The following is a 20061-nucleotide window of genomic DNA, read 5'->3' on the forward strand; positions in this document are numbered from 1 at the left end:
ACCCGTATGGTCTATGGCTTTAAGTCACTTTTATAGATTTTACAATATAAGTAATACTTAAAAATTACGCTTCTATATGAAAATACTCTCATCAGAGCTAGTCCATTTGGGATTTGGCAAATATGTGCGTTCTGACCAAGTAACAGCAGTTATACCAATAGAAGAGGAGCGAGGCCCAGGGCGACGAACCTTTGTTCACATTCAAGGGCAAAGCGATCCAATTATCGCCTCTCGCGCTGAAGATACCATCGTGCGTGATTTAGTACAGGAACCACGCGAGGTTACTCAAACCCGTCAGCAGCAAGAAATTCTTCAAGATTTATTGGTAAATCTAGGTAATGTTAATTCGACTGTGCGACGAATTAGCCGTGATGAAGGCACTTTGGATCTTGATTTGTTAGAGCGACGACTTAAGCAAGTCCTTGAAAATTAATTGCAGAAGTCAGCAAACTTTCATAACGGAGAACTATATTGCTGAATACAATTACAGACCAGGTTTCAGTATCAGATACACAAACAAGATCGCCAAAGTTGTGGATACCTGAACGGGTACTGTTTACACCTGCTGCCTTAGATGAGGATTGGGGGCAGCAGATTCTTGCGCGTGTGCAGTCACTCAACTTACCAATAGAAGAACTATCACAGAACCGTCTGAAGGGTCTGCGCGGTGAATCTGAGCGGGATACTTACAACATCGCCAAGCGTACCTTAGCGGTGGTTACTGCACCACCCAGTTCTTTGAAATTGAGTCCGATCCCACCTTCTGCGGATTGGCAGTTTCACCTTGCCGAAGGTTGTCCGGCTCATTGTCAATACTGCTACCTAGCGGGTAGCTTGTCAGGGCCACCTGTCATCCGCGCTTTTGCCAACTTACCGCAGATATTAGAGAACTTAGCTAACTACGAGCAACAGGGAGAAACCACAAGTTTTGAAGTTAGCTGTTACACAGATCCATTGGGTATTGAGCATTTAACTGGAAGTCTTGCTGAATGTATCCGTTACTTTGGCACTCGTACCAATGCACATCTACGTTGGGTATCGAAATTTGATGCTGTGGATGGATTACTCGACTTACCACACAATGGGAATACTCGCTGTCGGATGAGCGTTAATGCCGCACCGATTTCTGGTAAGTTTGAAGGTGGCACAGCATCCGTAGCATCCAGACTTAATGCATTGCGACGGTTGGCGTTACCACAAGAACGTGGCGGTGGCGGATATCCTGTAGGCTTGGTGATTGCGCCAATTATGCCGATAGACGATTGGCAGATGCACTATAGTTATGTGTTTGACCAGATAAACGAGGCACTGGATTTTGACTGTGATCTTACCTTTGAGTTAATTTCCCATCGGTTCACGCCTGGTTCAAAAGAAGTGTTACAAACTTGGTATCCGCAATCAAAATTAGAGATGGATGAGGCAAAACGCAGTGTCAAGCGTAATAAGTTTGGTGGGACGAAGTACGTTTACGATCGCGACACCATGAAGGCGTTACGTTGCTTTTTTGAGAGTGAGATTACTAGACGCTTTCCAAATGCTGAAATTCTTTATTGGACTTAGTAGATCACTTCGCTCAAATACAGTTTGAGCAAATTAATTATTGGGCAAGAGAGCGATCGCATCTATATGAATGATCGCTCTCTTTTCAGTTTGCTCAAAAGCTTGTGGGTTAGGGCTTTAGCTTTAACCCTACTTAAGATTTACGCGGGAGTAGGGAGTAGGGAGTAGGGGAAGAAATTAGCCCTCGATTTAGGTTTAAAGCCGTACTTCGTCCCGCTACGCGCTTTCGCCCGCAAGTGGCGCGATAAAATCCTTGTAATTCTCTTGGTAGGTTGAAACCCCGCCCGATGAAAAGCTGCTTAGTTTCCCTACTCCCCACTCCCTACTCCCCACTCCCTTTCATTTTATAAATGGTGTCTTACCTTTAAAATCTAGTGGTCTGTCCCAAAAGTTTTGATGAGTTCGTAGTAAGCACTTCAGTGCTTAAAAATCCAGGACTAAAGTCCTGACTACGAAATTTTTTACCCTTCGCCTGGGTTTGGCTACGCCCACTAAAAGCCGCATAATTTGGGCAGATTACAGGCGGCGTTATACATTAATAAGTGTATCTGCAATACCGGACTTGTTCTGGCTTAGTCTCAATAGCAAAGGTTTGGAGATGTTTACTTTATCAGAAACTTCTATCCTGGCGGCAATCCTACTGTTAGCTTTAGGCATTTTGGGCTGGGGCTTTTATCGCGCCAGACCTTTTGGTAAGCTGGGAATCTTAGCCTGGTTACAGTCGGTGGTGTTGATGACTCCCTGGCTCCTGTTTTTTGGATTGTTTGCCGCAGGGATTTACATCAATATAGCGGGTATATTGTTCTTAATAGTGACTTCCGCTGGATTGTACATCTACTTGGGCAGACAGTTACGCGCAGCTGGGCAAGATGACATCCTTAAGCAACGCGCAACAGAAAGGCTCGCTGCTGCTTCTTCAATTGAAGCAAATTCCCCACAACCAACAGCAGCAGAACAAAAAGCGGAGATTCCGCCAATACCGGAAGATGACTTGAATGCAATTAAAGGTATTTTCGGTATCGATACGTTTTTTGCCACAGAAACCATCGCCTACCAAGATGGAGCCATTTTCAAAGGCAATTTGCGGGGAGAACCAGAAGAGACTCACAACCGTCTAACGGCAAGTTTACGGCAACGCCTTGGTGATCAATATCGCCTGTTTTTAGTGGAAAATACAGATGGCAGACCAGTAGTGATTGTCCTGCCGAGCCGCAATGATCCCCGTCCGCTTCAGTTATCGCAAAAAGTCTTTGCAGGTATTCTGTTGGTAGCAACTATTGCCACGAATTTAGAAGCTGCGGGATTACTACTGAATTTTGATTTCTTTGGCAATCCAGCGCGGTTTCAAGAAGCTTTGCCCATCGGTGCTGGGATATTTTCGATTTTAGTCGCTCACGAAATTGGTCATTGGTTACTTGCGCGGCGTCACCAAATCCGCCTTAGCTGGCCTTTCTTTCTACCCGCAGTGCAAATTGGCTCTTTTGGTGCAATTACCCGCTTTGAATCTTTGTTGCCCAACCGCAAGGTATTATTTGATATCGCCTTGGCAGGGCCAGCCACAGGTGGTATCGTTTCTTTGTTAATGCTGGTGACAGGCTTGCTGCTTTCCCACCCAGGTAGCTTATTTCAATTGCCCAATCAGTTTTTTCAAGGGTCAATTTTGGTGGGAAGTTTGGCGAGAGTTGTCCTTGGTTCGGCGTTACAGTCATCCCTGGTAAGTGTTCATCCTTTAGTGATAATTGGTTGGCTGGGGTTAATTATCACGGCTTTGAACTTAATGCCCGCAGGACAACTAGATGGTGGCCGCATTGTTCAGGCGATTTATGGACGCAAAACCGCAGGACGGGCAACGATCGCAACTTTAATTTTACTGGCGCTAGTGTCTCTTGGTAATATGATTGCCATGTACTGGGGAATCGTCATTTTCTTCTTACAACGAGATCAAGAACGCCCCAGCTTGAATGAAGTCACTGAACCCGATGATGCTAGAGCCGCTTTGGGGCTTTTGGCTCTATTCTTGATGATTACCACGCTTCTACCCCTAACTCCCGGTTTGGCTGGGCGTTTAGGAATAGGATAGTGCTGAATTAGGAGTACAGACGCGATTAATCGCGTCTGTAAAGGAGTTAGGAGTGAAGCACATACGATACTTAGAAAAATTAAATCCGATTTGTAATTCTAGTAATCAATTTATATATCTTTCTCTAAAATTATTATTTTTTAGCATTATTATGCTAATTTTCCTTATTGGTGGGTGTGAGAAGGAAAATGAATATGAGGCGCAGGAAAAACAAATATCAAGACTGGAGAAAGAAGCAGAAAAAAATATTATATCTAAAGTACAGACTCAAAATAACTACTTCTTAAAGCACAAAACCTTTTTTAAACCTCCTGACGAACCAGCAACTCACTATGGCTCGTTCCCACCAATTTTTGGAACACAAAGATGTTATCGGTACTATACTGAAACAGATACTAAAGTTTTCTCTCAGACAACTCTTGATACTGTTTATAGCTATGCCGTTCAAGACGACTGCGGTGGTATGTTTGGCTTTGAAATTAGGTGGTATGTTGGAGCGGTCTTTGCTGTTCGCATGAATGGGGACAAGCAACTTAAAATGATAAGTATTGTCTGTCGAAACAAAGAAAGTTATGGGCGTGTAACCTCTCAACCAGAATATATAAACAGTGTAGCAAAATGCCCTCCCAACACAACGCAAGTATTACCAATTTAACTAACTCTGCAAATGAAACAACACAGGTATTTTCCAACTAGTTGCTTTTTTAGTAAAAAAGTTTAGTACCTTCCAAGACAGATTCTTAAGTGATTGTCGGTGAAGCTTGACTTAAAATTAAGTGATGTGTTCACCGACAGCTTGTGAGGAAAATTAACTGAAAGGTTTCCAACCTGCTAGCAGATTCGGGTAAGCCGTTGGTGTAGGGAAAATTTTCTGGAAGCCAGTTTGACGCTCTTGGGGCTTTTCTTTGCTCATGTTCCAGAGGGTTTCATAGAAAAAGAAAGAGACTCCAGCAAAATTGCGATCGCGTGCTTTTTGCACTTGAGTCTGAATCTGCTGCATCGGTACAGACCGATTTTTCAACCCAGCTAAAATGCCAATACTCACCGGAATATGGCTCTTGGCGGCTTTCACTTCTGGGTATTCTAATTCCTTCACAAAAACATTCAAATCATCACGATAGATTTGCAAAACCAAATCTTCAACAATTCCCATCCGTTCCCACTTTTGCCAGTCTGCTAAAAAGTATTCGTAGGAAAAACGTTGAGGATTAGGTGCAACGGAAACTAGGCAATTTTTTTTAGTAGCTTTAATAGCTGTAAATACCCGTTTCATAAAGTCGGTGATTTTGTTCGCTCTCCAGCGCACCCATTCTGGATCTTTAGAGTTTTTGGAGGGAGCTTTACCACGGTGTTCTTTTTTGTAAAGCGCCACCGTATAAGCATCGTATCCTAATTCTGATGGTAAGCCAAAATGGTCATCAAATTGAATGCCATCGATATCGTAGTTTCTGACAATTTCAACGATTAAATCTTGAATAAATTGTTGTACTTCTGGGCGAAAGGGATTTAGCCAAACGCGATTATGTGTGCCTTCTTTGATAATCCGCGTCCCGTCACTCTTACTGGTGAGCCATTGGGGACGATTTTTAGCTAATAGAGAATCCGCTGGTGCCATGAAGCCAAATTCAAACCAGGGAATCACTGTTAACCCTTTTTGATGTCCTACATCAACAATTTCTTTGAGGATATCTCGCCCTTGGAGTCCGGGTGTGGGATCGAGCGATCGCCCGATAACTTTTTGGGCAACTTTGCTAGGATACAATGTATATCCCCAATTCCAAACTGCTGGATATATGGTGTTAAAATTGAGTTCGTCAAGGCGTTGCAAAGATCCCTTGAGGCGATCGCGCTCAAATAACACATCACTATCAATATTTGTTAACCATACCCCCCTTAACTCGGATGTGGGCGTTGGCGGCAGATTAATTTGAGCGTTCAAAGGGAACGATAGCATTACCGTAGCTACCACGCTCAAGGTAAGCATAACGACAAATAACCCCGACTTTCTGCTTTGGCGAATATTCCACCAAGAAGGAAACTCAACACACCACTTTATAAACCTTTTCATCATTTGGTTACAGACATCATCAAATTATGAACGATCGGCATAAATAGCGATCGTTTCGATTGTAAGCGCTAAAACAATCGTCATGAAGTGCATACACCAGAAAACATGAAACAAGGATTAGAAACTGGGGAGCGTCAATCTTGCCCTTGCCAATCCCAGCTATCAGCTAGTGATTGTCAATTATAATACGAGCGATCGCACTGCGAAAGTTCTGACTCTGATTACAATTTTAGAATGGGAACAATCATTTTCAAAGCTTTGGCATCAGAGGTGATAGAAAACTACTTGAAGCCGACAAGACATTTTTTTGTTAATCTCTATGATGCGACGAATCCTGCGATCGCTAATAACTCTAAATCTCAAGACTTTCCTCGTTCCCAGTCTCCGACTGGGAATCCATTCATTGAGTCAGAGACTCAATGTCTGAGTAGAGACAGTAGCCCCTCATAACTCATTCCCTCTGCATGGAAACGAGATAAACGATGGTAAAAGTACCTCGCCTTTTGTTTGAACGTTTGCGGCACATTGCCGTTTATGCCGCGTAATTGGATAAAGTCGAGCTTAGAAAATAGTCAATCTGTATCTACCGCGTTCCTGTGGATTCTTAGAAGTAACAACTATATAGTACGTATCATCTTCAGGCAACCTAGCTCGGTCAATTAAACCAGTGTACACACCATTTTTGTCTTTGTCTTTATCGATAGCGATCGTCTGTCCTTGAGAATTTAGCAAAGCTATATAAGGAGAAAATTCTTCATCAACACTATCTACCCGAATACTAACAAGCTGATTTTTTCTCCCTTGAAAATTGGAAATATTATAAGCGCCGCCATTTTGTTTCAGGGTTGAGCTTTTAGCAGTTAATTGACCTGCTTCATCTAAAGTATAACTAGCTCTATCATTCCTCAGAGCCAAACTATAGCGACCTATCTCACCGGCATCTCGGCTAGTAACTGCAATCTTATAAGTGCCAGTAACAGGTAATCGTGCAAAAATGAATGCATCATCGCCACCACTATTTTTATCCAAAGTGCCTTTTTTGACGATGATATTATTATCAGGATCGTGCAAAAACAACAAAGGATTTAAACTCAAGTTATTTGTTCTGCGTGTGTCATTACTACCAATCAGCCGAATTTGGACTAATTGATTTTCTCTGCCCTCAAACTCATAGAAATGAAAATATCTACCTTGAGATTGAAAGTCATCCTTACTTAGAATACCCAATGCCACATCTACAAAGTTTATTTCCTTGTAAGTAGGTGTCGCGGGTTGAGAAACTGGTGGACGGTTGGCACTAGCCTGACGACGTGTCCCTGAATTGGAACTAGCCTGACGACGTGTCCCTGAGTTAGAACTAGCTTGACGACGTGTCCCTGAATTGGAACTAGCTTGGCGGCGTCTCCCTGAGTTCGCACTGGAACTATTAGATGTTGGCTGTGAATTTGCTGGCTGAGACGATACACGAGGAGACTGCTTTACTGGTGACTCAACAGATGTCTTCGGTCTTGGAGATATTGACGCTTGAGAAGCAGGAATTTGCTCAATTCCTTTCGTTACTGCTTCTGGTTGTCTCTCATCTGGTGATTTAGCAATTAGAAAGTCTTGATAATTTTGCGGTCTTCCCAAAGCATTGATAGGCAGCAGATTACTTGTGACCAAAAAACTACTACTCAAGCAACAAATAAAAATGCGGCTTAATTTGCGACCATACTTGTGGTTTCCTAATAGCATAATTATGCTCCTAATTTTGCTGATTTTTTGTTTTTAAGCGATGGAATTATTTAATTTTTCATTTCCTGTTTCTTTCCAGCAAATAAAACTAACTTATGTTGAAGACTAAACTAAAATTTAGCCTTTGCCTGTCACCAATTTAATGTGCACCCTACCATGCAGCCCAAATTTTTGTCACCATTAAGCCAGAAAAACTATATATTCAATTGAAACTTCTAGAGTAAATCTCAATTTTGTACGTATCTACTGACCTACAATCTGAAATTGCTGTTTTTCGGAATTTTGCTCAGATATTTGTGCAAAACTGAGCCGGATGCTGCCGGATTAATAAATTTCAAGCACAAATAAATTAGACGCCCATCAATTCGTCAAAAGGCATCGCTCAAGCACAACTTTCTCCAAGTTATTTAAATTGTTCAATACCTGATGAGGTAAGGAAATTGGGGATTTGTATGGTGTCTAAGTGATATTTACTAACAAGAGAGATTATACTGCATGACTTAAAATGAATATATACTCCAATTGAAATGGATTCCCAGTATGCTCTGTTGTGTGAATCCCGATTGCCAAAAACCCCTAAATCCTGACAAAAACAACTATTGCCACAGTTGTAAAGCGGAATTGATACCCTTATTGGGAGGTCGCTATCGACCTACTCAGGTTTTGTCAGACGAAGGCGGATTTGGTAGAACCTATCTGGCGAAAGATGTACACAAACTCAATGAATGCTGTGTTGTTAAACAATTCGCACCAAAACTTCAGGGAACTGGGCCATTAACAAAGGCCGTTGAACTATTTAAACAAGAAGCTAGTCGACTTCAAGAACTGGCAGAACACCCGCAAATTCCAACTTTATTGGCTTATTTTGAGCAAAATAACTATCTATTTTTGGTGCAGCAATTTATCGATGGACAAAACTTGCTCAAAGAATGTGAAATGCGGGGAACCTATAACGAAACAGAGATTCGTCAACTTTTGCTAGATTTACTGCCGGTACTGAAATTTATCCATCAGCGGGGAGTGATTCACCGGGATATCAAGCCACAGAATATTATTCGCCGTCAAAGTGATGGGCGATTAGTGCTAATTGATTTTGGGGCTTCCAAAGTACTGACGGCAACAGTACAAACTAAAATGGGCACTGTTATTGGCTCACACGGTTACACTGCACTTGAGCAGATGCAAGATGGAAAAGCTTATCCAGCCAGTGATTTATTCAGTTTGGGGGCGACTTGTTTTCATCTACTGACTGGGGTTCGCCCATCTCAACTGTGGATAAAGCAAGGTTATGGTTGGGTTGCGTCTTGGCGGCAATATTTGACCAACCCAGGTAGGAATGAGGTTTTTATATCTATGGAGTTGGGTGAAGTTTTGGATAAGCTGTTGCAACTAGAAATCCAAAACCGTTACCAATCAGCAGATGAAGTCATAACTGACTTGACATCTCAGCTATCACCATTGTCATCAGTTCCCCCAACTATACTTACACCAACATTTACAGCCACCGCAGCAAACAAAGGGCCCGTTTCATCAAAAACAAATGTCAAGCTGAAAAGTCAACTGCTGTTAGGTTCTAGCATTTTAGCGTTGGGATTAGGGGGAGTTTGGTATTTCCAGAATCGCCCCCATACAATAAGCGAATATTCTGAGCCTATTCCTGAACCTATTTCTGAGCCGATTCAGTCTCAAAAAAGCAAAAGTGTCTCGGAGAATTATTTTCTACCCAAACCCCTCAAGGGGCATTACAGCGATGTGAATTCCGTAGCTTTCAGTTCTGATGGTACAACCCTGGGTAGTGCCAGTGATGATAAGACAATCAAGCTATGGAATCTGGCAAGTGGACAGGAAATCCGCACCCTAAAAGGACATTCCAATTGGATTTGGACTATAGGCTTCAGTCCTGATAGCAAGACCCTCGCCAGTGGTAGTGCGGACATGAAAATCAAACTGTGGAATTTGGAGACAGGAAAGTTAATCAGAACTTTGGAGGGACATAGCGACGGAATTACTGCCGTAGCTTTTAGTCCTGATGGCAAAACCCTTGCTAGTGGCAGTGCTAGTAAGGACATGAAAATCAAATTATGGAATCTAGAGACAGGAAAGTTAATTCGCACCTTAGAAGGACATATCAATGGTGTTCCATCTGTAGTTTTCAGTCCTGATGGCAAAACCCTCGCTAGTGGTAGTTGGGACAAGACAATTAAATTGTGGAATGTGGAGACAGGAAAGTTAATCCGCACCTTAGAAGGCAATGCAGAGTCAATTCTTTCAGTCGCTTTTGCTCCCGATGGCGTCACCCTTGCCAGTGGCAGTAGAGATAAGACAATCAAATTGTGGAATGTGAAGACCGGAAAGTTAATCCACACTTTAAAGGGACATAATGATAAGGTTAATTCTGTTGCTTTTTTGCCAAGCAAAAGTTCAGATGGTGTCACCCTTATCAGTGGCAGTAGTGACAAGACAATCAAATTTTGGAATCCAGTCACAGGAAAGGAAATCCGCACTTTAGAGACGGGTTCTGGATATATTTATGCTGTTGCCATTAGCCCAGATGGACAAACTATTGCTGGTGGTGGGAGTGGTGAAAACATTCTCAAGATTTGGCAGATGATTAATTAAAAAGTGCTGATAGCCAAGATTCGAGATAGGTGTCCACTTTTTCGCATTCCATCCCATAATATTTAGTTTGGCTAAAACCTCAGCTAAATCGTAGCTTCAAGAGATGATATTAGCGAGGACTGTTTTATGATAATATTCTTTACGTGATCAGGATTTTATACCCATTCAATTAATGATTGCAACACATCATTGGGTAAAGACGCGATGAATCGCGTCTCTACAAATGGTATATTTGTCGCAATTCTTTTTTCAAATTGGTATTAGCTTAAAAAAATATCACAATCTCTCTTTCAACCTGCGATTTTGGGTTGAATATAGGTTTTTTGTTGTCAAAAAATATCCACAACTAAAAGGTTATGATTAATATATTTTTCCTGCTAATACTATTTTCTTCACTTCTAGGGCGGATTAAGTTTCCGGGAATAAATATTGGGATTCATTATTTATTACTTCCTGCATTTAGCTTTGGGATAATCAGTTTATCTACCAAAAATATACCCGAAGTTTTAAGAAAGCATAGAATCATTTTGATATCTATCAGTCTACTGTATTTATGGATGTGGCTCTCCTCATTCATGAGTCAATTTCCCAATACTGCAATTCTTTATAGCATTAAATATTCTACTTACTTTATATTATTTTTTACTTTTTTAGTTCTAACTTTCAGAAATATAAAAACCTCATCTTTAATATTTTACTATCGGTGTATATTATATTTGCTACAAGTAATTGCAGTTTTTGGTTTTTTAGAAGCTTTATTCCCCAATCACTGGATTTTTGAATTATTAAAATTTCCAAGTTATTATCCTCAGATTGGTTCAATTATGCAAAATCCTAATCAGTTTGGGGTAATAGTCGCCATTGGATTATGTTTGAGCCTAATTTTAGAAAAACAGAACAATATATCTAAACTTGAATTGTACATAAGCGAATTTGTTTTTCTCATTTCTCTAGCTTTATCTGCTAGCAGAAATGCCTGGTTAGTTTTTATTTTTGGGATGTTTCTTTTATTGATATATAAAATTATTAGTATTAGAAAAATGATTTTTATCATGAGCTTATGGCTCTTATGCATCATATCCATACCCGTATCTACATATAGAATTGGTTTGGGAGATATTAAAATATTTCCCTTAATTAATTTATTTGTAAACAATTCCAGCGAAATAGCGCTTCCTAGTCCTGTAGGAACAGCTTTGTCAAGGTTTGCACTTTGGCAGGCAGCTATTATTGAAACTATTAAAAGACCGATTACTGGTATAGGTGTAGGAGTTTTTGCAGAACATATAGGAGTGAAAGTTTTTGGAGTTAAAGGTTATCATGCACATAATATATTTTTAAATGTGTTGGTAGAACAAGGAATTATCGGATTATTGTTATTTACTAATTTTTTAGTAAGAATAGCTTCTCATCTTAAATATGCTAATCCTGTGACTATCATTCCAATTATGATGTTTTTAGCATCTCAAATGCCAGATTTTTTTGCCGAAGACTATACTTTTACAACTATTGAATTTTATTTTCTGGCAGCAGCTATCAATTCTCAAAAAGATTTTGTTATTGAATCAAAACCTCAAACTATTTACAATGTTCAAAAAACCCGCAATTGATAAACGTCATTTCAATTTAATATTTCCGAATATATTTGGTTTTAAGGGAGGTATCCAAGTTTACTCAACATTTTTGTTGAAAGCTTTACAAGATGTGTATCCTGATGCTGAGTATGATGTGCTTCTCAAGTATGACAAGCACAATTCAACACAGCCGCAAGACTTGCAATTTTTACCTTCAACAAGATTTCATTATTTTGGCTCTTTCCCAAGATTATTACAAACCATTTTATTTGCCACAAACATAATTGTTTTGGCTATTTTTAAACGTCCTACTATAGTCATATCAACTCATGTTAACTATGCCGTTGCTTGTTATGTTCTAAAACTTTTGACTGGGATTCCTTACTGGGTAGTTGCTCATGGATTAGAAGTTTGGGATATTGAAAATAATGCTACAAGGTTAGCATTACAAAAAGCAGATAAAATTATTAGTGTTAGTAATTACACTCGCCAGCGCTTGCTGAAATATGATGATATTGATCCAGATAAAGTAGTCATTTTACCTAATACGTTTGATGCTAGTCAATTTAAAATAAATCCTAAACCAACCTACTTACTCAAACGATATAATTTAACGGATGAGCAACCTGTAATTCTAACAGTAACGCGAATGGGAAGTATGGCAAAATATAAGGGTTATGACCAAATCCTTCATGCTTTGGTTAAAATCCGTTTTTATGTGCCTAATGTTCACTTTATTCTTGTAGGTAAAGGAGATGATTTACCTCGAATTAATGCTTTAGTGTCCAACTTAAATCTACAAGATTGTGTCACTATTCCAGGGTTTGTACCAGATGAAGAATTATGCGCTCATTACAATCTCTGCGATGTTTTTGCTTTGCCTAGTAAAGGGGAAGGATTTGGTATTGTTTATCTAGAAGCTTTAGCTTGTGGTAAACCTGTGTTGGCGGGTAATCAAGATGGTTCTATAGACCCTTTGGCTGAAGGAAAATTGGGATGTTTAGTTGATCCTGATAACGTAGAAGAAATTGCCCATAATCTAATTCAAATTCTGCAAGGAACTTGCTCTAATCCAGTAATTTACCAACCAGAATACTTGCAACAAAAAACTATTGAATCTTATGATTTTAGCAATTTTCGTGCGATGTTAACAAAGTTAGTTGTAGATATTAGTGCAAATTAAAATAAATATTTTGGAAAAATGGACGATTCAGTATTCGTTATATTTCTTGCTTTTGGGTGTATTTGGATTTTGATGGGAGTTGTCGGTTGGATTGCATTTTTGAAATCTGAGGGTGAGGAAATTAAGTTTGGTAAGTGGGGACTTATAGTTGCTATTCCAATCCTAATACCAATAATTTTTTCTCTAATTATTGGTATATTTTATCACTAGTAAAAATGATGTAATGTTTCCAATATTTTTCGGTTAAGGGGGAAAGGGGAAGGGTTTGAATTTACTTTCCCTCCTTACCCGTCGGGCACATTCACATAAAGTCTTTGAAGGGTTAGTTGAATGGGTTAAAAATTCCGTGGGTTGGCATTATGGCTTTAAACTACATTTGATTATTAACGACAGAGGAGACTTATTTGCTTTTAAGCTCACTCTTGCCTACGCTACCTCCTGCACTTTTTTAGTTCCATCGAACTCACGTTAATTTACGAACTGGCTCAGGCTAAACCTTAGAATAATTTAAACATCTTCTCATCAGGAAATGAAATTAAAATTGGGGAATAAGGTCATTGTCTTCGATACACTCTCCAAAGACAAGAATAAAAATAGCGATTGATAAGGCTTTTTGTTGTTGATGAAACTTTCATTAGTAGTTTGGGAATAATAAATCGTGCCTGAGAAAATTTTTAAATAAATCTCAGCGCATTAGGTGTGTTTTCTCATCGGCAATTCCAGGAGCAAATTGTTAATGAAAGTAAGTTCATCAGGGATTAAGCTAGGTTGTGCAATTGTTAGCAGCACTTGTTTAGCAGCAATGACGATCGCTTTAAGTGGAGCAAGTGCAATTGCTGCTCAATTCATCACAATTCAAAGCACTGGTACATTATCAGGAACTATCGAACTTCCCAGAAACAATCCCAATTTCAATCAAAGTACTACTCGGATTGATACGGATGACACTGGAACTTATTACCGGAACTTAGGAACTAATAATAATCCTATTTATGTTCCTGTATACGAGTCAGACTATTTAAAGGTAGAAACACGCTCTGATGGAAGTCTGCATTACTTTGTTGACTTTAAAGGTATTCCAATTGTCTCCTTTGATGGTGTTCTCACATCGCCGGTTCTTTCTGGTGGTCAGTTGACTGCTTTTCTTTACCAGGGACAATTACCAGGAACCACATTTCAAGGAGTGGTTCAGGATGAATTTAATCTTACAAAAGCCTTCTACACTGGTACTGTCATCGACCCAGACACCGGAAAACAGTATCAAGGCACTTTTGAAGTCAGTGGATATGGAGTGCGATATAGCGATCGCAATGGTAGTTCAACTCCCACAGTCTTTGATTTCCAGTCTGATATCCCAGGTTTGCCCAGTGTAACATCCTTGACCATCACTAACGCTACCTTGGCAAGTTTAAGAATCAAAGTACCTATCGATGAAACTTCTATCCCAGAACCCGCTAGCATTCTCGGAACCCTAATGGTAGCTGGTTTTGGTATTGTTTTGAAAGCGAAGAAAAGACAACTCTCCTAAGCTCGACTTTATCGAGGAAGGCAGGAGGCAGAGGGCAGGAGGCAGGAGGAAAACTGCCCGACGCTCGCGGACTCGCTAACGCTGCGCTATCCTGCCTCCTTCAACCATTTTCCCTTTCGGGTCATCACGAGGTCAGGCGATCGCTAAAAAATGCAGTTTTTCTGCATACATAACATTTAAATAAAAAACTCCATCCCACTCTTGGGATGGAGTTTTCCATCGCTTTCATGAATTAGAGTAGTGGCGTATTGCAATACACCACTACTTTTGAATAAAGGGGTTTAAGTAAGTAGCTCAATCTACAATTTAGTGGTTTTCAATTATATGGTTTGCCTGAATTCCCCGGTAATTAACCTCGTCTGAAATTCTGAATTTTGACTACTGTATTCTTTTTGAACGCGGTATCAGCACCTACCAAGTATCGGCTGTACGCTTATCATAAGGCTCACCTGTAAAAGGTTGTACGCCAATAACAGGATAAGCATCATCCGTAGGGCCAAAAATCCGCATTGCAGCTTCAGAAATATACTGGGTGATGTTAGCAATGATTTGGGAAATAGCCATAATATTTGGACTCCTTATTTTTGAGTCGCTTTAATTGTGCTACCTCTACTTTAATACTGATATTTAAGGCTGGCTCTAATTCTCAATATATTGACAATATATGCAATGTTTATTCAGATAACTTCGCAATACTTTAGCTGGTCAAAAAATCAAACTTTTCTCACTAATTCTAATTGTAACATAGTTATTTTTTCAACCCCAGTCTGGAAAAGAGGCTGGTAAATAAACTTTCTCTTAAAGGATATTGTTTCTTTTCATTAGCCGCCCTGTCAGATTAACATTATTGCTAGCTTTTACTATTAAAAAATATTAAGTATTTTATAAAGTTAGTATTAATTTGCCTATCCATCTACTGATATACGGCAACCTCTGAAAATATACTTGCCAGGAGTTGACATTATTTATGGTAAATATTACCATAAATAAAAGAAGCATCTTGTAAGGAAGCTCTTGCATGACCACTTTGCCAGATTTGGGCTATGTACATAAACAGCAAAGCCAGCAGAATCAGGAATTAAACCTGTCTGCGGATGACTACAGCTTACTGACAGACCTTTACCAGTTGACGATGGCAGCTTGTTACACAGGTGAAGGTATAGAACAACGACGGGCAAGCTTTGAATTGTCTGTCAGGCGATTGCCAGAGGGTTTTGGTTATTTGATTGCAATGGGGCTGATGCAAGCATTGGAATATTTAGCCAAAATCCGCTTTAGTTCCGCGCAAATTGCCGCATTACAAGCAACAGGAATTTTTGCTCAAGCTGGCGATCGCTTTTGGTCACTTTTAGCTGAGGGAAAGTTCACGGGTGATGTTTGGGCAGTACCAGAAGGGACGGCTGTGTTTGCCAATCAACCACTGTTGCGAGTGGAAGCACCTCTTTGGCAAGCCCAACTAGTGGAAACTTACCTCCTGAATACAATTAATTACCAGACTTTGATTGCTACAAAAGCAGCCCGGTTGCGGGACGTAGCGGGGGAAAAAGCAACACTTTTAGAATTTGGGACAAGACGAGCATTTAGTCCTCAAGGGTCTTTATGGGCGGCGCGGGCGGCCTTGGCAGGTGGATTAGATTCCACCTCCAATGTGTTAGCAGCGCTACAACTAGGACAACAGCCAAGTGGTACTATGGCACACGCCTTAGTGATGGCGTTATCAGCAATAGAAGGCACTGAAGAACAAGCTTTTAGTGCATTTCATCGATATTTTCCGGGTGCGCCATTGTTGATTGATACTTACGATACCGTTGCTGCCGCCCAGCGCTTGTCCGAAAAAGTAAATTCCGGGGAAATGCAATTAACAGGAGTGAGACTGGACTCAGGAGATTTAGTTACCTTATCAAAACAGGTGCGATCGCTCCTTCCCGGTGTGCCAATTTTTGCCAGTGGTGACTTGGATGAGTGGGAAATTGCCAGATTAAAAGCAGCTGGGGCTGAAATTGATGGTTACGGACTGGGAACACGACTAGTTACAGGTTCGCCCGTAAACGGAGTTTATAAACTTGTAGACATTGATGGCATCCCAGTAATGAAGGAGTCGAGTGGTAAGGTTACTTATCCAGGGCGCAAGCAGATTTTTCGCTCGTTTACGGGAGGTAAAGTAAAAGCAGACAGGTTAGGACTTTTAAGTGAAAGTCCTCTAGAAGAAGAACCTTTGTTGCAGTTAGTAGTGCAAGAAGGTGAACGGTTGCAGCCGTTGGAGTCGTTGGCAACAATTCGTCACCGTACCGCCGCCTCAGTTGCTAGTTTGCCACAGGAAACACGGCGTTTGGATCATCCTGTGGGGGTGCAAGTGGAAATTTCTGCCGCACTGCAACAGTTGACTGAGGAGACTAAGAAACGAACCGCAGAGGCACAGAGAACACATAAATAAAAGTACTCTTTACAGTCTGTCTTAATTACGAATTACGAACTACGTTAGCGAAGCGGGGCGAAGCCCATTACGAATTACTATGAGAGTTGCTTTGTTTGGAACGAGTGCCGATCCACCAACTGCGGGACATCAAAAAATTCTGAGTTGGTTGTCTGAGCGTTATGATTGGGTAGCAGTTTGGGCAGCGGATAATCCATTTAAGTCCCATCAAACACCCTTAGAACATCGGGCGGCAATGTTGCGATTGTTGATTGCGGATATAGACGCGCCACGGCACAATGTTGCTTTGGAACAAGAATTGAGTAGCTTTAGAACACTGGAAACAGTGGAAAAAGCGAAGCTTATTTGGGGTGAAGACACTGAATTGACGTTGATTATTGGTTCAGATTTACTGAGTCAGCTACCACGTTGGTATCGCATTGAAGATTTGTTACAGGAAGTGCAACTACTGATTGTACCGCGACCCGGATATGCAATAGATGAATCTAGTTCAGAGGTAGTGCAAAAGCTGGGAGGGAAGATTGCGATCGCTAGTCTGATCGGTCTAAATGTTTCCTCAACAGCGTACCGCGAACATGGAGATCCCCAAGCCCTCACAGCCCCTGTAGTTGCCTATATTAATCAAGAGCATTTGTACGAATGCCAGGACGTTCACAAAAAAAGATACCAACTCCGTTAAACCAACAACCTTTGGCCGATTTCAAGGTTGGTGTTGATAATGTAATTTTTTCTGTAGATACTGCCCAAAATCGGCTGTTAGTTCTACTAGTAATGCGACAGCAAGAACCATTTTTAAATCATTGGAGTCTTCCTGGTACTTTAGTGCGTCCAGGAGAGTCTTTAGAAGATGCTGCTTATCGCATTATGGCGGAGAAAATTAAGGTCAACAATCTCTATTTAGAACAACTGTATACCTTTGGCGGGCCGAATCGCGATCCACGGGAAGCAACTGATAGTTATGGTGTGCGTTATTTATCAGTTAGTTACTTTGCTCTAGTGCGATTTGAAGAAGCCGAATTGATTGCCGATCGCATGACTGGCATCGCTTGGTATCCGGTAAAACAAGTGCCGCAATTAGCTTTTGACCATAACGAAATTCTGGCTTATGGACATAGGCGGTTACGAAATAAATTAGAGTATAGCCCAGTGGCTTTTGAAGTCTTGCCAGAAATGTTCACCTTGAATGATTTATATCAGTTATACGCCACAGTTTTAGGTGATAACTTTTCCGATTATTCTAATTTTCGAGCGCGTCTACTCAAGTTAGGTTTTTTATGCGATACCGGAATTAAGGTATCACGGGGTGCTGGTCGTCCAGCTAGTTTGTATAAGTTTGACGCCGAAGCTTTTGCCCCTCTAAAAGATAAACCCTTGGTGTTTATTTAATCAATCACTTTTCAGAGTCAAAAGTCCTGAGTAACCTATTTTGACCCTTGACAAATGACAAATGACAAATGACCAATTACAAATGACAAATAAAATGAAGATTGCGATCGCTCAAATTAATCCGACAATCGGTGATTTGCTTTTAAATGCCCAAAAAATACTGGAGGCGGCACAACGCGCAGCATCTAGCGGTGCGCGTTTGTTGTTGACACCGGAACTTTCTTTATGTGGCTATCCACCAAGGGATTTATTACTAAATCCTAGTTTTGTGGAAGCAATGGGTATCACTTTACAAAACTTGGCCCAGGATTTACCACCAAATTTAGCTGTGTTGGTAGGAACTGTTGAACCGAATATCAAGGCACATATTAGTGGTGGTAAAACTTTATTTAACAGCATAGCTCTGTTAGAAAATGGCAAGGTAAAGCAAATTTTTCACAAGCGACTTTTGCCTACTTACGATGTATTTGATGAACGTCGCTATTTTGAACCAGGTTTGGAAGCTAATTATTTCACTCTAGATAATATTCATATTGGCGTAACTATTTGTGAAGATTTGTGGAATGATGAGGAATTTTGGGGCAAACGTAGTTATACAGTGAATCCGATTGCTGACTTAGCAATTCTGGGTGTAGATTTGATTGTAAATTTGTCTGCTTCCCCCTACACAGTCGGCAAGCAAGAGTTTCGCGAAACAATGCTGAGGCATAGTGCAGTACGTTTTCAACAACCGTTTATTTATGCTAATCAGGTTGGCGGAAATGATGACCTAATTTTTGATGGACGTAGTTTTGCTTTGAATCGTCAAGGTGACATTATATCTCGCGCCCGTGGGTTTGACACCGATTTATTAGTAGTTGAATTTGATGAAACACAACGGGATTTGCAACTGGGTTCTGTAGAACCGATGTATGAATCGGAAGATGAAGAAATTTGGCAAGCTTTGGTTTTAGGAGTGCGAGATTATGCTCGTAAGTGTCGCTTTTCTAAAGTAGTGTTGGGTTTAAGTGGCGGGATTGACTCTGCCATAGTCGCTGCGATCGCTACAGCTGCACTTGGTAAAGAAAATGTCCTCGGTGTTCTCATGCCCTCCCCTTACAGTTCGGAGCATTCCATCAGCGATGCTTTGGCATTAGCGGAAAATTTGGGAATTAAGACTAATCTTTTACCAATTGGCGAGTTAATGCAAGGCTTTGATCAAACATTAGGCGATTTGTTTGCGGGTACTGAGTTTGGACTGGCAGAGGAAAATATACAATCCCGGATTCGGGGTAATTTATTAATGGCGATCGCTAATAAATTTGGCTATCTGCTTTTATCTACCGGTAACAAGTCAGAAATGGCTGTGGGTTACTGTACTCTCTACGGCGATATGAATGGCGGGTTAGCAGTGATTGCAGATGTTCCTAAAACCCGTGTGTATTCACTTTGTCATTGGTTAAATCGCCATAATGAAATCATCCCGCAAAACGTCTTGACTAAAGCACCCAGCGCCGAACTCAAACCAGGACAAGTTGATCAAGACTCTCTACCGCCTTACGAAATTTTGGACGATATTTTGCAACGCCTGATTCACAACCACCAATCAGCAGCGCAAATTGTTGCAGCCGGTCACGATTCGGTAATTGTAGATAGAGTAATCCAAATGGTGGCGCGGGCTGAATTTAAACGGCGACAAGCACCCCCCGGATTGAAAATCACCGATCGCGCCTTCGGAACTGGTTGGCGAATGCCAATTGCTAGTAACTGGGTTGGTGTCAAAAACGCTTACCAGATTAAAAGCATAGCTACACCTACCTTAGTTTGTTGGGATGGACAAGGTGCTCATCCGCAAATCAAATAATTTTTGTGGTGTATCTAATAGTAATGCCATTTCACTTTAATAATGATACAAA

Annotated in this window: 17 protein-coding genes; 14 read left to right on the forward strand and 3 right to left on the reverse strand. The window is 40.7% G+C overall.

Annotation, left to right across the window (positions count from 1 at the left end; genetic code table 11):
* Window positions 1-76 precede the first annotated feature (76 nt).
* The 4 genes from A4S05_RS11885 to A4S05_RS11900 all read left to right on the forward strand — a co-directional run bounded on the left by A4S05_RS11885 (window position 77) and on the right by A4S05_RS11900 (window position 4295).
* Entirely contained in the window at window positions 77-433 is a 357-nt protein-coding gene (locus tag A4S05_RS11885; RefSeq protein ID WP_069070032.1) for a hypothetical protein, read from the forward strand.
* A gap of 104 nt (window positions 434-537) precedes the next feature.
* Complete coding sequence (locus A4S05_RS11890; protein WP_141699705.1) at window positions 538-1560, forward strand: spore photoproduct lyase family protein; 1023 nt, start codon at window positions 538-540, stop codon at window positions 1558-1560.
* A 598-nt stretch (window positions 1561-2158) separates the two neighbouring features.
* Window positions 2159-3640, forward strand: coding sequence for a site-2 protease family protein (locus tag A4S05_RS11895; protein ID WP_069070034.1), 1482 nt, complete (start codon window positions 2159-2161; stop codon window positions 3638-3640).
* Between the two features lie 52 nt (window positions 3641-3692).
* Entirely contained in the window at window positions 3693-4295 is a 603-nt protein-coding gene (locus tag A4S05_RS11900) for a hypothetical protein (RefSeq protein ID WP_141699702.1), read from the forward strand.
* Window positions 4296-4448: 153 nt separating this feature from the next.
* Here the strand turns inward: A4S05_RS11900 and A4S05_RS11905 are convergent, their stop codons facing one another.
* Entirely contained in the window at window positions 4449-5708 is a 1260-nt protein-coding gene (locus A4S05_RS11905; protein WP_069070036.1) for a glycoside hydrolase family 10-like protein, read from the reverse strand.
* 234 nt (window positions 5709-5942) lie between these two features.
* Between A4S05_RS11905 and A4S05_RS40245 the strand changes: the two genes are divergently transcribed.
* A complete protein-coding gene (locus tag A4S05_RS40245) occupies window positions 5943-6158 on the forward strand; it encodes a hypothetical protein (RefSeq protein ID WP_141699703.1) in 216 nt (71 codons plus the stop codon).
* A 111-nt stretch (window positions 6159-6269) separates the two neighbouring features.
* On the opposite strand, the gene A4S05_RS11910 is transcribed toward A4S05_RS40245, so the two are convergent.
* Window positions 6270-7442: a pre-peptidase C-terminal domain-containing protein gene (locus A4S05_RS11910; RefSeq protein WP_069070037.1), complete on the reverse strand. Its 1173-nt coding sequence runs from the start codon at window positions 7440-7442 to the stop codon at window positions 6270-6272.
* A gap of 540 nt (window positions 7443-7982) precedes the next feature.
* On the opposite strand from A4S05_RS11910, the gene A4S05_RS11915 reads away from it, so the two are divergent.
* From A4S05_RS11915 to A4S05_RS11935, 5 genes are all read left to right on the forward strand, one after another.
* Window positions 7983-10061, forward strand: coding sequence for a serine/threonine-protein kinase (locus A4S05_RS11915; protein WP_069070038.1), 2079 nt, complete (start codon window positions 7983-7985; stop codon window positions 10059-10061).
* Between the two features lie 716 nt (window positions 10062-10777).
* Entirely contained in the window at window positions 10778-11671 is an 894-nt protein-coding gene (locus tag A4S05_RS11920; protein WP_176726986.1) for an O-antigen ligase family protein, read from the forward strand.
* Window positions 11622-12818, forward strand: a complete 1197-nt coding sequence (locus A4S05_RS11925; RefSeq protein WP_370684428.1) for a glycosyltransferase family 4 protein — start codon at window positions 11622-11624, stop codon at window positions 12816-12818. Before A4S05_RS11920 ends, A4S05_RS11925 begins: the two co-directional genes overlap by 50 nt.
* Before the next feature lie 265 nt (window positions 12819-13083).
* Window positions 13084-13290 carry a transposase gene (locus A4S05_RS38850; RefSeq protein WP_256090946.1) on the forward strand — a complete coding sequence of 69 codons (207 nt, stop codon included), beginning with the start codon at window positions 13084-13086 and terminating at the stop codon, window positions 13288-13290.
* Between the two features lie 264 nt (window positions 13291-13554).
* Window positions 13555-14346: a PEP-CTERM sorting domain-containing protein gene (locus A4S05_RS11935; RefSeq protein ID WP_084227088.1), complete on the forward strand. Its 792-nt coding sequence runs from the start codon at window positions 13555-13557 to the stop codon at window positions 14344-14346.
* A gap of 411 nt (window positions 14347-14757) precedes the next feature.
* Here A4S05_RS11935 and A4S05_RS11940 read toward each other — a convergent pair whose 3' ends face one another.
* On the reverse strand, window positions 14758-14910 hold the full coding sequence (locus A4S05_RS11940; protein WP_069070042.1) for a nicotinate phosphoribosyltransferase: 153 nt from the start codon (window positions 14908-14910) through the stop codon (window positions 14758-14760).
* Window positions 14911-15364: 454 nt separating this feature from the next.
* Here A4S05_RS11940 and A4S05_RS11945 point away from each other — a divergent pair, with 454 nt between their 5' ends.
* The 4 genes from A4S05_RS11945 to A4S05_RS11960 all read left to right on the forward strand — a co-directional run bounded on the left by A4S05_RS11945 (window position 15365) and on the right by A4S05_RS11960 (window position 20009).
* Window positions 15365-16780, forward strand: coding sequence for a nicotinate phosphoribosyltransferase (locus A4S05_RS11945; RefSeq protein WP_069070043.1), 1416 nt, complete (start codon window positions 15365-15367; stop codon window positions 16778-16780).
* 79 nt (window positions 16781-16859) lie between these two features.
* Window positions 16860-17459 (forward strand): nicotinate-nucleotide adenylyltransferase, encoded by a 600-nt coding sequence (locus tag A4S05_RS11950; protein WP_069070044.1) that lies wholly within the window; start codon window positions 16860-16862, stop codon window positions 17457-17459.
* Entirely contained in the window at window positions 17420-18166 is a 747-nt protein-coding gene (locus A4S05_RS11955; RefSeq protein WP_069070045.1) for an NUDIX hydrolase, read from the forward strand. The genes A4S05_RS11950 and A4S05_RS11955 overlap by 40 nt, the downstream gene beginning before the upstream one ends.
* Window positions 18167-18260: 94 nt before the next feature.
* Window positions 18261-20009, forward strand: a complete 1749-nt coding sequence (locus tag A4S05_RS11960; RefSeq protein WP_069070051.1) for an NAD+ synthase — start codon at window positions 18261-18263, stop codon at window positions 20007-20009.
* The last annotated feature ends 52 nt before the right edge of the window (window positions 20010-20061 follow it).

Origin of the sequence: Nostoc sp. KVJ20, assembly GCF_001712795.1 — a bacterium.
Lineage (GTDB): Bacteria > Cyanobacteriota > Cyanobacteriia > Cyanobacteriales > Nostocaceae > Nostoc.